Annotated in this window: 13 protein-coding genes; all 13 read left to right on the top strand. The window is 57.4% G+C overall.

Going from position 1 to position 13005, the window contains the following annotated elements; translation table 11 throughout:
* The first annotated feature begins 158 nt into the window (after positions 1 to 158).
* The 13 genes from BLP23_RS30900 (at position 159) to BLP23_RS30840 (ending at position 12952) form a co-directional block, all read left to right on the top strand.
* Positions 159 to 419 (top strand): acyl carrier protein, encoded by a 261-nt coding sequence (locus BLP23_RS30900; protein ID WP_092588515.1) that lies wholly within the window; start codon positions 159 to 161, stop codon positions 417 to 419.
* A 116-nt stretch (positions 420 to 535) separates the two neighbouring features.
* Positions 536 to 1138 carry an acyl-CoA dehydrogenase family protein gene (locus tag BLP23_RS30895; protein WP_167364041.1) on the top strand — a complete coding sequence of 201 codons (603 nt, stop codon included), beginning with the start codon at positions 536 to 538 and terminating at the stop codon, positions 1136 to 1138.
* Positions 1139 to 1278: 140 nt separating this feature from the next.
* Entirely contained in the window at positions 1279 to 1716 is a 438-nt protein-coding gene (locus BLP23_RS30890) for a hypothetical protein (RefSeq protein WP_139187143.1), read from the top strand.
* The gene (locus BLP23_RS30885) at positions 1713 to 3077 is read left to right on the top strand and encodes a hypothetical protein (protein WP_092588512.1); all 1365 of its coding nucleotides are present in this window, start codon (positions 1713 to 1715) and stop codon (positions 3075 to 3077) included. The genes BLP23_RS30890 and BLP23_RS30885 overlap by 4 nt, the downstream gene beginning before the upstream one ends.
* Entirely contained in the window at positions 3040 to 4011 is a 972-nt protein-coding gene (locus BLP23_RS35015) for an alpha/beta fold hydrolase (RefSeq protein WP_092588511.1), read from the top strand. The genes BLP23_RS30885 and BLP23_RS35015 overlap by 38 nt, the downstream gene beginning before the upstream one ends.
* Positions 3995 to 4921 carry a 3-oxoacyl-[acyl-carrier-protein] synthase III C-terminal domain-containing protein gene (locus tag BLP23_RS30875; protein ID WP_092588510.1) on the top strand — a complete coding sequence of 309 codons (927 nt, stop codon included), beginning with the start codon at positions 3995 to 3997 and terminating at the stop codon, positions 4919 to 4921. The genes BLP23_RS35015 and BLP23_RS30875 overlap by 17 nt, the downstream gene beginning before the upstream one ends.
* Positions 4922 to 4966: 45 nt before the next feature.
* A complete protein-coding gene (locus BLP23_RS30870) occupies positions 4967 to 5242 on the top strand; it encodes a hypothetical protein (RefSeq protein WP_092588509.1) in 276 nt (91 codons plus the stop codon).
* 20 nt (positions 5243 to 5262) lie between these two features.
* Positions 5263 to 7695 (top strand): acyl-CoA dehydrogenase family protein, encoded by a 2433-nt coding sequence (locus BLP23_RS30865; protein WP_092588508.1) that lies wholly within the window; start codon positions 5263 to 5265, stop codon positions 7693 to 7695.
* Positions 7692 to 8558: a hypothetical protein gene (locus BLP23_RS30860; protein ID WP_092588507.1), complete on the top strand. Its 867-nt coding sequence runs from the start codon at positions 7692 to 7694 to the stop codon at positions 8556 to 8558. The genes BLP23_RS30865 and BLP23_RS30860 overlap by 4 nt, the downstream gene beginning before the upstream one ends.
* Entirely contained in the window at positions 8555 to 9601 is a 1047-nt protein-coding gene (locus BLP23_RS30855) for a beta-ketoacyl-[acyl-carrier-protein] synthase family protein (protein ID WP_092588506.1), read from the top strand. Before BLP23_RS30860 ends, BLP23_RS30855 begins: the two co-directional genes overlap by 4 nt.
* Positions 9498 to 11063 (top strand): class I adenylate-forming enzyme family protein, encoded by a 1566-nt coding sequence (locus tag BLP23_RS30850; RefSeq protein ID WP_092588505.1) that lies wholly within the window; start codon positions 9498 to 9500, stop codon positions 11061 to 11063. Before BLP23_RS30855 ends, BLP23_RS30850 begins: the two co-directional genes overlap by 104 nt.
* Positions 11064 to 11099: 36 nt before the next feature.
* A complete protein-coding gene (locus BLP23_RS30845; RefSeq protein WP_092588504.1) occupies positions 11100 to 11360 on the top strand; it encodes a phosphopantetheine-binding protein in 261 nt (86 codons plus the stop codon).
* Positions 11357 to 12952: an AMP-binding protein gene (locus BLP23_RS30840; protein ID WP_092588503.1), complete on the top strand. Its 1596-nt coding sequence runs from the start codon at positions 11357 to 11359 to the stop codon at positions 12950 to 12952. The genes BLP23_RS30845 and BLP23_RS30840 overlap by 4 nt, the downstream gene beginning before the upstream one ends.
* The last annotated feature ends 53 nt before the right edge of the window (positions 12953 to 13005 follow it).

The raw sequence follows: 13005 nt of genomic DNA, 5'->3' as shown, positions 1-13005 counted from the left end.
TTCGATCTCCGGATCGTTTTTTGAACCCGGATGGCCACCCTCAAAGGTAGACAGTGCGTCAGTTGGCATATGCTACCATTGATTTAGTTAACCTCACTAAATGCATCTCAGATCAATCAACGCTTCACGACACAGCCAACTAAGATGAGGATATATACATGAACAATACTATTGTTTCTGCAATTGAAGCAGCCCTATCCGAAGTTATAGAGCGGCCGCTCTCCGGTATAACAGCCGACATGAAACTCGACCGGGATTTTGATCTCGATTCATTCATGTTTGTTCAATTCCTCCTTTCCCTTGAGGATAAGGTGCCCAATCTCCGGTTCGATCCCACAGCTCTCGGTCAGACCGACTTCAATTCCGTCGGCAGTCTTGCGGCATACATCTCCGCACAAGTCTACGCCGAGGCAGAGTAATGTTGCACGTTCCCGCCCGCATCTCCACGGAAGGTCTGTTCGCGCTTGCTCGCGCCAGCGAAGCAAGCACAATGCTTCGGGCATTTTGCCTATACGTGACCTCCAGGGAAGGTTACTTGGTGGCGAACGGATATGCATTGCGTGACGCCGAGGATGAGTTTCCCCTTGTCAATCCCACATTGGGTGCGGGCGCCGTGCGCATCATCGAAGAGCAAAGCGACATTGCGCTTGCTCAGATCGGCATCGCGATGGTTCGCGTGGAGCCGGCTGCTAGGATGCGGCCCGACGTATTGCGCAGCGCCATTGCCGTGGCAACCGCGAGACTGGGACTGCTGGCGCGAGCCTTGGATATGGCCTTTCAGCACTTGGAGGGCAGGCAAAGCTTCGGCCAAAAGACCTTGCACCATCAACTGGTCAAAACCCGGTTCGCCTATGCGAACAACCTGATTGTCCGGCTTCTGGAAGAGATCAGGCTTGTCGAGGAACTCACCCAGCCGCACGACCTCGAAGGGATGCATTTGGCGATCAGCGAGGAGTTCGCTCAGGTTTCCAAACTCATGGGAGGACATGGCTATCTGATCTCGGGCTTCAGCACGCTCGAATATCTGTCGTCCCTGATTGCATCGATCTACGCTGAACCGGCATTCTCCCCCAGTCTCACCAACCCAGCATCTCGAAACCACACCACTCACTGCGACCGGATTGGAGACGAACCATGATTGCGGCCGCCATATCAGCAGAGAAATTTGTGGTCTTGCGCGGGACACTTCCTGTCTCGCCGCAGTGGAGAGATTTGACCGAAGCCGAATGGGACCTGGTTCAACCGTGGCGTGACTGTTTCCAGACTGAGGAGACCGCGGTGCTGCAAACGGTTGTTTTCGCTGAAAACTCACCACATGATGCGAGCCTGCGAGATTTCGTCGAGCACATCAAGACGCAATATAAGGCACGAGAGCTTGCCGTCCTTTACCTTCATCGCGGTCATCAATTGGACATACGTTCGCCGATCCTGCAGTGGCTGCTCAATCTCTTGGACCTGAACCGCAACGTGTTTGCAATTCGCGTCGAAGACGAACGGGCGGCTGCAGACGCGCTTTCCATGGCCTGCGCGCTCCTTGGAACCCATTCAAACGTTCTCGTCTTGAAGGACGACCTCGAACGGATCGGGTTGCGTGATGGCAGGGTATCGAATGAGGTCGGCTATACCGTCCTCGCAAGGGATCGCCGCGATGTGCCAACTCTTCGCGAATCCCCGGCCCCTTCCCTTCCCACTCATGTGCGGGAGATGAGCCATTGAGTTCCGACGCCGCGCTCATTCAGACCGTTAAAGCCCAACAGGATTCAATTCCCACTTTGATGGGGCGAATTATCGCGCTTGCCGCTCCACTGGCGATCTCTGCCTGCATCCTGTCCGGCCTTAATCTCGGCATGCTGACCATCTTGGCCCGCCACGGCGATACCCAGGCAATTTATCTGATGTCGCTCATGCAGCCTGCCTTCTTTATTGTCATCGCGATGATGGAGGGCCTGGCCATCACCAATCAGGTCTTCAGCGCACGCTGCAAGAAAACGCCGGCAAGCGGTGCAGTCCTGCGATCTTCTCGTGTGCTTTCCCTTGTGGGTCTAGGGCTGATCTGTGCGATCGCGTTGCTTGCTTACTGGGCCTCCCAGATACTCTCTCCACAGTCGCAATCCCTCGGACTTATTCTGTCCTATCTTCCGATCGCAGCGCTATCGATGGCAGCTTTCCTGGTGTTTGAGATCCACCACAGCGCCCTGCGCGGCAGTGGGCACGCACTTCTGGCGATCGTACCCTTCGCATTTGCGGCTATTCTCAGCCTGCTTGTCGCCTACGTGCTGCTGGATCGCTATTCGATGGGTTTCACTGCAGTGATGATCGGCAATTTCGTCGGCCCGCTCGCGTTCCTCCCAATAGTCTACGCTCTGGTTCGCAAAATTGCTCATAAAGATACCGAAACGCCGGAGAACTTGCCTGAAGCCAAGAAAGTGTGGCCGTTGCTATCGACGGTTGGTTTCCCGGTCTTCTTTTCCATTCTTGTCGCAAGTGCAAGCGCTGCGTTTCTCTTTCCGATCATCGACCGGTTCGGCGAGACCGAGGTTTCCGCTTTTCTCGTTGTGTTGCGGCTGCGCGTTGCTTTCACGATCCCCGCCGTCGCAGCTGGATCCGCAATCGCAATTCTCGTCAACCAATCCCTGAACAATCAAACCGGCGTTTCCGGCGATCGATATCTGGCCGTTGGAATTCCGCTTGTTTTCACGCTCTATGCAATGGCGACCTGTTTCATTCTGTTCGCAAGAGCGGTCGCGATTGGCCTGATCGTTCCAGAAAGCGCAGCCACCTTGAATATGTGGTCGAACAATGTCTTGTGGTTGCTGCTGCCAACGTTCTTCCTCCTGCCCTGCGTGGTCTGCATTCAAATCATTCTCGAGCAGATCGGAGACGGCCCGAAAGTCTTGGTGTTCACGATCATCGCTGAAGCCGCGACCATATGCGCGATCATCTTTTCCGCGGAAAACAGCAAGTCGCTCGGGTACATATGCCACGTTCTGACGATATCCTCCGCACTCTTATTTGCATCATACGTCGCAAGACTTGTGCATGTCATGCAGCGCTGGGAGAAAACCCATGTTGTATGAGATTTTATATCCAGTGATATATCTCAGATCATTCGCACGCATCAGAAATGCGCGCCCAGAGCCTCAGCTCGCGCAGTTTCGGTCATTGAAATCGCGACTTCGCCGATTGGACATACATGCACTGACCGCAATTTCACCATTCGCCGGCGCATGGCTCGCATTGCATAGGTTCGAGCGGACATCGGCGCCAGCTCGTCCCGCAGGCGCATCGCAGCCCATCGACCGGATCATTCAAACCGAAAAGGGGCGCCTTGCCGTCCGCTTTTCCGGCGACGAGCGGGCGAAACGGGTCCTACTCATTCACGGCTGGAACGCGGACAGCTCAATGATCCTGCCATTGGTGACGGCCCTGACCCAGAATGGGTTCCGAGTGATTTACCCTGATCTTCCTGGAGATGGCGCTTCGACATCAAAGCCCATGTCGTTCCACGAGAAAGGGCGGATGATTGCGCGCTACTGCGCCGTGTATGGACCTTTTGATTGCGTAATCGGGCACTCGGCCGGCGGCCTGATCGCCGCCATCGCGCTGGAGGAAGGGCTGCAGGCGCATCGGCTTGTCACGATCTGCGCGCCACAATCGCTGACGTCGCTGCTGCAAGCCTACCTCGTTCAGACCGGAGCTCCCGAGCGCCTGCAGCACGTGATCAGCCACGCTTATCGGCGATTGCGCAGGTGTTCGCCATGTGATGCCGGCCATTCCACGTTCGCGCGGTTCCAGGACAAATTGCTGGTAATCCATGCCAACTCGGACTGGCAGGTTCTCGTCGAAGAAGCGTATTCGATCGTCACGTCGGCTCCGCAGGCGAAGGCGATGTTCCTCGACGATTGCAATCACCGCTCGATCCTCGGCCATCCAAGCCTGGTCGAGGGGATCGCTGCCTTCCTTGGCGGCTACCCCGAAACTGCGAGGTGGGCCGATGCTGACGCTGTTTGATGTCCAGCTTAGCTTTCCTGAGACAATCGAGGGCATCGATGAAGCCGCTGTTCAATTGCAACTATCTTGCGATCAGAGACGGATGTTCCAGCGGTTCTTGGGTTTCGAGACCTTTCGATGCGAGCCAACGAGCTCGCTGGCGCCATTCCTGCACGATGCCGCTCGGCTGATCCTGCAGAGGAATGAAGCGCTTGCCTCGCGGCTCACTCACGTCGTGCATTGCCACACATTGCCGGCAACGAGCCTCGTGGGATCAGAAATGCAATCAGTGTTGCAGCCATTTTCGTCTCGCGGCCTCGAAGTCTTCAGCGCCACAATGAACCATTGTGCGACTGGTCTTACGGCTCTCAATATCCTCGGTGAGTTGCTTGACGAGGGCGAGATTGCGCTTGTGCTGATCGGCGAGCGAGCGTTTCATCGCGTCGTTCGCGTCATCGAAAATGCCACGATCATGGGCGAAGCGGCTTGTGCCATTCTCGTCGGGCATGGAGCCGGGCCTTACGGCGTCGTGGACAGCAACGTCTATCATGACGGACGTTTTGCACTGATCACCGGGCGTCCCGACGAGGCAAGCGACGGCGAATTTTCGAAGCGCTATCTCGAGTTTGCATGCGAGGGGATTCACCGGGCCCTTTCCCGATTTGGCGTCGGGCTTGGCGAGTTACGCTGTGTGATGCCCCATAATGTCAACGTGCCATCATGGCTTCAGATCGCCCAACATATCGGACTCGATCAGAACCGGATCTCATTATCGACCATTTCGCGTTATGGCCACTGTTTCGGCGCCGATCCATTCATCAACTTAATGCAGGCACGACGTGACGGAACGATCGGTCCTTCCGACCTCGTTTTGCTGTTCAGCGTCGGTCTTGGCGCAACGGCCTCAGCCGCGCTCGTGAAAGTGAACTGAACTTGTGACAACGGAAATCCAGATCATCTTTTTAGGAGAACAAACATGCTCGATGTCAGATCCATCATTCGCTTTTCTCTTGAGCAAAGCGGCCTTGGCCCCACGCGCATTGCCGAAGTTCTGGCTGGAAGCCAGATGTTCGGTGCCACCGGCATCCTCAACTCGCTGGAGCTTGTCCATTTCGTTGCAAGGTTGAGCGAGGAACTAAACATCGATGTCTTTACCTTCATGAGCGATCTCGACATCACCTCATCGACGGCCTTCCAGAGCATCGACGACCTCTCCCGTTTCATTGAAAGCAAAGTCAACCGGGCCGCATGAGCCAAAGTGGGTAATCGGATATGTTCGACGAAGACAAGCGTTTATGGGCAATCGCCGATACGGTCGGAACACCATTCTACGTGTTTGACGCCGCGATCATTCGCGAGCAATATTTCAAGCTCAAGACCGCCTTCCCATCGGTGGATTTCTTTTATTCCCTCAAGGCCAACCCCAATCTTTCCATTGTTCGCGAGCTGGTCACGGCCGGCATGGGCTGCGAGGTGTGCTCCTTCCTCGAGTTCGAGACAGCCGCGGCTGCCGGTGTTGGAAGCGACAGGATGCTCTTTGTCGGGCCTGCGAAGTCGGATAGGGAGCTGGAACGATGCGTGGTCGCAGGCATAAAGGCCATCGTCGTTGAATCCCTAACCGAGCTTGAGAGGGTCGACCGGCTCGCTCGCGATCTCGACAGGGTCCAGAACATTGCGCTGCGGCTCAATCCAGATTTCCATTTCCCAGGCGCAAGACTTTCGATGAGCGGCCGGGCAACCCAGTTCGGTATCGACATCGCCGCGATCGACGAAGTCCTGGCTCGTTCCTGCCAGCACGGAAATACACGGATTGCCGGAATCCATGTCTACATGGGAACCCGCATCCTCGAGCCGACGACGATCGCCAACAATACCAGACAGATTCTGATGCTTGCCAGCGAAGTCGCAGCCAAGCTCGGATACCGGCTCGACTTTGTCGACATCGGCGGGGGCTTTGGCGTACCTTATCACGAGGGCGAAGAAGCGCTGGATCTCGACGCGCTTCGCTACGAGCTCGAGCCGATCATTTCCAGCTATGAAGCGGAGTATCCGCGGACCAAGGTTTGCATTGAACTCGGCCGCTATATGGTTGCCTCGGCCGGACGGTTCGTCGCTGGTATCAGGCAGACGAAAGTCACCAAGGGAGAAAATTTTGCGATCTGCGACGGTGGATCCAATGTCCACTCCGCCGCGGCTGGGCAAGGCTCGCTGTTGCGCAAGAATTTTCCCATTTCACTGGTCAAAGGGAACGACCGCGCGCCTGCCGCCGGTCAGTGGACCATTACAGGCCCGCTCTGCACACCGATGGATATCCTGGGAAAGGATGTGTTGCTTGATCGTCCCGAGGCGGGCGACCTGATCTGCATCCACCAATCGGGCGCCTATGGAGCGACCGCCTCTCCCGTCAACTTCCTCGGGTTCGGGCAGCCTGCCGAAGTCATGGTTGATGGCGAGACGATAACGCTGGTCCGCGAGCGCGCGTCGATCGCGAATCTTCTGAACGAGCAACGCCCGCGAAGCATCTCTGGGGCATCCAGGTCAAGAGAGATTAAGACATCCTGCAATAGTAGCAGTACGTCCGTGTTTCAACATCCCTGCCTCGAGCGGCTCGACGATCTGAAGGATCTCCTTATCGCTACGGGACACAAGCTCGAGCGGGACACGGAAGCATGGCGTGATCTCTGGGCGGATCCGATCATGCGTGCCTTCACATTGGTGGGCGTTCCGGAGCGCTACAACGGGTTTTCGCTCGGTGATACCAGCCTCGGCATCGAGGACTGCGGCTACAGTCTCCACATCGCGATGATCGAACGCCTGGCGCGGTTCGACGCATCCTGCATTCTTGCCCTGCAAGGTCCGTCGCTAGCGGGCGGTGCGATCTTGAAAATGGGCACCGAGGCTCAGATCGAGCAGTTTTTTTCCCGGTACAGAACCGGCTCGCAAGGAACCTTTTTTGCGGTTACCGAACCGGAGGCCGGCTCCGACCCTTCGCTTGGCATTTCGGCCGTTTCGGCGACGACGGGAACGCCGCGCCTCACCGCCCGAAAAATGCTGGTTGGAAATGCGCAACGAGCTGCGATCGGCCTGGTGTTTGCAAAGGCCGCCGAGACCAATCGTCCGATCCTCGTGCTGATCGAGCCGGACCGGCATGCCTCGAATGTGAAGATTGAGCATCTTCAGACATTCGGGCTCTGCGGGGCCATGCTTTGCAGCATCACTATCGACGAGCTGCCGATCGACGACAATATGATCTTGGGCGGGGGCAACCCGAGCCTACGAGACGGGTTCCTGGCCATCAATGAAGTCTTTGAGCGAAACAGGCCGATCGTGGCCGCTCTCGCCCTTGGGACCGCTCGCGGAATTCTCGATCATCTTCGCGCCACATCGAAGGTTGCCGCCCACGCCATCGCCGACCTGGAGCTGACACATGCTGCGTTGCTGCGGCGGCTGGAGATCGTCCTTGCGGCCTATGAGACCGGTCGTCCCAAGGCGCACGAGATCAGCCTGATAAAGCTACAGGCAGTACAATTTGCCGACCGGGTGATCCAGCGCGCATTCTCATTGCCCTCATCGGCGGAATTCATGATGGACCCAACCCTGAGAAAGAAGACACGCGATGCCAAGGCCTTCGAGTACATGGAAGGCGCATCCAACATCCACGCGCAGAACGCATTTCGTTCCTATGTCGCAAGGATGCCGCAATGACCATATCACTGGACCCGAAGCGGATTGTCTGGAATACGTTCGACGGTCTCGAACCGCCGATCGCCGGGTGGCAAGACCAGGTCGACTATTGGGAGGATTACACCAGCCGGTTTTTTCGCTCGAACGGCAAGGACTATACGCGCGACGACAGCAATGTTGCACGATGGCTGACCGCCAGCGATCGTGCCCCCTTTGCCAACATGCTGCTGGCTTTGCTACCTATACTGCGCGAACGTGCGGACCTCTGCGATCTTGACCTCGTCATACTGGCACACTGGCTGCCGGATATTCACCTCGGCACTTCCGTCACCAATCTCGCGCTTCATAGCCTCGGAATCGACGACGGCCTCGGCTTTGCCGTTTCCGACCGTGGTCGATCGGCCTCGCTCTTTGCGCTTCACTGTATCGGGCGCTATCTCGCAAACGGGCGAAAGAAGGCATTGCTGGTCACGATGGACCAGAAGCACCTTCTCTATCGTTCCCCCATTGTCGAGGCCGCCAATCCCTTCAACGCCGCCAGCATGGTCGTATTGAGCCAAGGCTGCGAGGATCCTCTCCATTATCGCGGATACCGCCGCCTACCCAACCAGCCATGCGACACGGTTGAGACGGCTGCCTATCGGCTTGCAAAACGGTTCGATCTGGATGCCGCAAACTGCATCCTCGTCGCTGATCGGCACATCCTGCCCCATGTCGACTGGTCGGGCCCCGTTTTGCCGCAAGAACCGCGGCTGCTCTGCTCTGCTCCCTTTGCGGCATTGGCGGACCATAGCGCCGAGGGGCGCGACTATCTGCTGATGAACTGGGAGACCGATGGCGCAAGCGGCGTTTACCTGTCTTCAGAACGGGGAGATGTGTTATGAGACTTGCCGCGATCGCTGCGCATATACCCGCCGGCCGGATTGACGCGGACGATATAATCCGCGCTGCCGGACGGCCTCTTTCAGAGGCTCGGGTGTTCAAGCACCTGTTCGGGATAGAGCAGGTATCCGCACCGAGCGCACCGGGGCCGCTAGCTTCCGACTTCGAGCTGATCCTCGACCAGCTTTTGGATAGCCACAGCGGGCCACGCCCCGATGCGATGATCTATGTGCACGGCCTCCCATTGCAATACGCGCGGGGCCGCTCCCCGTTCACGGAACTTAATTCCCATCCTCTGCTCGCCGGCGTGAAGGTCAAATATGAGGTCGACCAGCACAATTGCAGTGGCGTGTTCTGGGCATTGGAGATGGCGAGGCATTTGCTGCACGGCAAAGTCGCACACTCGGTTCTCATCATTGCGGGCGACAGTCATGCCAACGTGCCTCTGGCCGACAGGTATGTACCGGGATGCACATTGATGGGCGAAGCCTATTGCGGCCTCATCGTCGATCGGGAGGACGATGGCTGGAGATTCGAACCGATCGTGCTTCATATCAAGCCGGAGTTCTATTTCGGGCGCGCCGGAACGCCGCAACAGATGAACGCCTTCTTTTCCAGCCACAGCTCGATGGTTAAGGCGGCCCTCGACGAGGCAGGATTTGATTGGCTCGGGCCAGCACCGCTGCTTCCCCACAATGTCAATCGGCTCGCATGGCAGCAGCTGTGCAGGGACTACCGCCTCGACTACGACCGTGTCGACCTGAGCCTGCTGCCGGACGTGGGCCACTGCTACACGAGCGATCCGTTTCTATTGCTGTCGGAGCTACTAAGCAGGGCCGATACCGACGCAAACGCCGCGACCCTCATATCGGTCGGAATGGGAGGCTTCGTCGGCGCCTGCACGATCCACAAGCAGATATCTTTTCCAATGGAGCAAGCCGATGATGTCTTCAACGAATACGCTGACGAGTTTCCTGGTCAACAGCGCCAAATCGCGCGCGGAACAAATTGCAGTGCAAGACGAGCAGCGCAAATTGACCTATGACGAGACATACAGGCTGGCCCTGGCGGTTGCGCATGACCTTCGACGAAATGGCGTGATGGAGGGTGAGCGCGTCATTCTCTTGATGCACAATTCGGTCGGATTTTGCATCGCCTTCTGGGGCGTTCTCCTTGCCGGCGCGGTTGCGGTACCACTTAATCCGGAAACGAAGCGCGACAAGCTTGCCTGGATCGCGAAGGATTGCGGACCACGAAGCCTTATCGTCGATGACGCCCTTCTTTCCGTCGCTGTGGAAGCGGTCCAGGCAAGCAAGTCGGATGTCTATTTCCTGACACTTCACAATGCCGGCCTGATGGGCTCGAAATGGATCGCATTCGATGCCGAAAACCCGACAAGCGGCGAGGCCGACTTGAACGACGACCTGGGGTCCATCATCGACAGGGATCTGGCAGCAATCATTTACACCTCGGGTTCCACCGGCGATCCGAAGGGCGTCATGCTGACGCATCTCAATATGACAACGGCGGCGCGATCCGTGTCGCAGTATCTGGGATATGTTCAAAGCGACATCATATCCTGCGCAATACCTCTGACCTTCGATTATGGGCTGCATCAGCTGACCATGGCTACGCTGGTCGGCGCGACCTTGCATGTTGAAAAGAACTTTGCCCAGCCTCTGTTTGCCCTTTCCCGCGTGGTGACCAATCGGGCAACCGTCTTACCGATCGTGCCGACGATGGTCCCGCTCATCGAGCCTCTCGCCGATCGGTTTGACCTGACGAGCGTGCGTTGTATCACCAGCACGGCCGCTGCATTACATACGAGCAATATCGACAAGCTGGCCAAGCTCTTTGCCAAGGCCACGATCTTCTCGATGTACGGCCTGACCGAATGCCATCGCTGCACCTATCTCGATCCCGCTCAGCTCGCCAAGCGCAAATCCAGTATCGGCAAGGCAATCCCCAACACGCAATTATGGCTTGTTGATGCCGAGGGCCGCAGGCACTTCCACAGTGCGACCGGGGAACTGGTCATTCGTGGCAATACGATTATGAAGGGCTACTGGAACAACCCGGAAAAGACGGCCGAGAAGCTGCGCATATGCCCAGAGCTTCAGGAGCTCGTCCTTTACACAGGCGATACTTGCAGGCTCGACGAGGAAGGCTTTCTCTATTTCGTGGCGCGCTCGGACGATATCCTGAAGGTTGCCGGACATAAGGTAGCGCCAACCGAAATCGAAAGCGCCCTGCTCGCCCATGACGCCGTCTCCCAGGCTTCCGTGATTGGTGAAGACCACGCGGTTCACGGGCAACGGCCGGTGGCATTCGTCACACTTTCGACAGCGGATCTCGCCAGCTCGCAGGACCTCTTGGATTGGTGCCGCGAGCGCCTTGAACCTCATGCGGTACCGGCACGCATCGTCATCCTGCATGAATTCACAAGGAACCATAACGGCAAGATCGACAAGCATGTTCTTCGCGAGCAGCTTCCAGAAATCGTTTGAGCATCAGTCCCTTTCCATCAGCAAGGAGGAAAAGCCATGAAATCGATTGAGAACGCGATTATCGATGCGATCGTTGAATTGTTGGAACTTCAAGCACCGAACTCTGTGGGGCGGGAGACACGTCTGCAGGATTTGGGTATCGACAGCGGCCTCATGCTAGAGCTGTTCCTCCTCATCGAGGACAATGTGGCCGATCTCGATATCGATCCCGCCTCGCTCAGACCCGAACACTTCTCGACTGTCGACAGCCTCGCGACATTTGTGACCCAAAGCCTGCGGCAGGGGGAAGTGGCATGAGAACGGCGCTTGCGAGCGATCGCAATCCTCAACCGTCGACAGCGGTGGACCGGCTGCTGGCAATCTTTGCCGACTTCGAAACCTGCTCAAACTTCTGCTACCGACATCCGGCCGGCGATCTGCGTTTCAGCGACCTACACGAGCAGGTTCTGGCACTTCTTGGCCGACTTAGGGCCGTGGCCGAAGCGCGAAACCCGGTTCTGATCTGGGGACACAAGGATCCCAGCTATCTGGTCGCTTACTGGGCATGCCTGGTAAGCGGCAGGGCGCTGGTTCCGGTGGAGCCGGAAACGCCGCTTGACCGAGTTCGGCAGATTGCGCAAGCCTGCGACGCCAGCGCGCTCCTCATCGCGGCACCTCACGGCGACCCCACCCAGGCCCTGCAGAGCCTCGACGTGGCAATTCCGATCATTGAAATCGGCGTGGACGTCGAGTCCAGCCGGATCAAACACCCCGGCCATCTTCGAGCGCTGGCAACATCCGGCATTGCCGATGATGACGTCGCCTATATCATGTTTTCGTCAGGCACGCTCGGTCAGCCGAAGGGTATTCAGGTCACCTATGCCAACCTCGTCGATTTCATCGATTGGCTTGATGTCCTCCTGCCTGAGGCGGCGACATTCTCAGCCGTGTCGGGCAACATTCGCTACTGCTTTGACGTCTCCCTCTTCGAGATCTGGACGTCCTGGCTGCACCGCTTGCCGATAACCGCACTGGATCACGCCGACATAGCCAATTCGACCGGCTATATCAGGCGCCTCGCATCCGACAAGGTATCTTTGTGGGTTTCCACACCATCAATCGTCCGGCTCTTCCTAAAGAACCGACGGTTCTGCTCCGATAGTCTGCCAGATTGCGCGACCTTCGTTTTTTGCGGCGAGCCCTTGACAAAGGCGATCGTCAACGACCTGTTTCAGCGCTTTCCGGGTTGCCGCGTCGTCAACACCTATGGTCCGACCGAGTGCACCGTCGCCGTGACAAGCGTCGATATCACCAATGACCATCTCCTGGCGGAGCACGAGCTTCCGATCGGATATGCGCGGGCGGGAACAAGTATCGGACATTCGCCAGGCATTGACGCCATAGACCAGGCGCAGGAAATTTATGTTCGCGGCGCAAGCGTCGGCCGTGGCTATGTCGGCCTTCCTGAACGGCAGGAATACGCCTTTCCCGAACGGGACCTTTATCGCACCGGCGACTGGGGATGGAAAGCGGCCGACGGGCTCTGGTATTTCAAGGGCCGCATCGACAGAGAGGTCAAGATCCAGGGCGTGCGTATCGCCCTCGATGACGTGGAGGCCCACATTCGCGCCCAACCGGGCGTGGAAGAGGTGGTCGTCAGCATTTTTTCGCTGGACGATCAGCCCCGCGCCCTTAATGCCTACGTTCTCGGACCGCAGTCGGATGACGGGTTGCGTCTGCTAGCAGGACGCTTATCGGAGCAGCTACCTCACTACCTGGTTCCGCGCTTCTGGTACGCCGGCTTCGAAGTGACACTCAACAAGAACTCCAAACTCGATCGCAACGCCATCATCACGGCCGGCGCGAATGCGGCCCTGCGCTACGTCCATCCATCCTTGGCGAGCGCCTGAGACTTGATGCATCACGCCGGTCGATCGGAAAAGGAAATGGGAGCATGGATATG

Origin of the sequence: Rhizobium mongolense subsp. loessense (genome assembly GCF_900099775.1) — a bacterium.
Lineage (GTDB): Bacteria > Pseudomonadota > Alphaproteobacteria > Rhizobiales > Rhizobiaceae > Rhizobium > Rhizobium loessense.
The sequence above is the reverse complement of the archived record's forward strand: the minus strand, read 5'-3'. Positions and strand labels throughout refer to the sequence as shown.